Annotated in this window: 1 protein-coding gene; it reads right to left on the reverse strand. The window is 67.4% G+C overall.

Annotated elements, in window-relative coordinates:
- Positions 1 to 121: 121 nt before the first annotated feature.
- On the reverse strand, positions 122 to 754 hold a 633-nt coding region (locus IEX89_RS24130; RefSeq protein ID WP_188915842.1), incomplete at its 5' end, for an SDR family oxidoreductase.

A 754-nucleotide genomic window follows, 5' to 3' on the forward strand; every position in this document is an offset into this window, starting at 1 on the left:
ACGTAGCCGTCCGCCGTCACCCACATGCCGACATAAGGGTGGCTCTCGACACTCATGGCCTTCTCCGTGGCGAAGTGCGCAAGCACGAATGCGAGCATCGCGAACGTGGCTTGCGTCCTCATCAGTGCACCGCCCGCGTAGGGCGAACGACGATCTCGTTCACGTCGACGTCGTCCGGCTGCTCGATGGCGAAGCGCACGGCCCGACCGATCGCGTCGGGCTGGAGCGCGATGGCGCGGTACGCTTTCATCACCTCGATCGTCGCCGGATCGGTGATGCCGTCGGCGAGCTCGCTCTCCACCACGCCGGGATGGATGCAGGTCACCCGCAGCCGATCGTTCTCCTGGCGCAGCCCGTCCGAGATCGCACGCACCGCATACTTGGTCGCGCAATAGACCGCGGCGGTCGGTGAAACGCCGAGCGCGCCGATCGACGCGATGTTCACGACGTGACCGGAGCCCTGCGCCAGCATGCCCGGCAGCACCGCGGCGATGCCGTGCAGGACACCCTTGATGTTGACGTCGACCATCCGATCCCAGTCGTCGACCTTCATGGCCGCCATCGGCGAAAGCGGCATGATGCCGGCGTTGTTGACGATCACGTCGACGCGTCCGAAGGCGTCTCGCGCCGCTTGCGCGAAGGCCGCCATGTCGTCCCGGTCGACGACGTCGAGGCGCCGTGTCAGCACCGCGTTGCTCTCCGTGCGGATTTCGCGCGCCAAAGCCTCGAGCCGGTCGGTGCGACGCGCCCCCAG

This window comes from Salinarimonas ramus (assembly GCF_014645695.1).
GTDB classification, from domain to species: domain Bacteria; phylum Pseudomonadota; class Alphaproteobacteria; order Rhizobiales; family Beijerinckiaceae; genus Salinarimonas; species Salinarimonas ramus.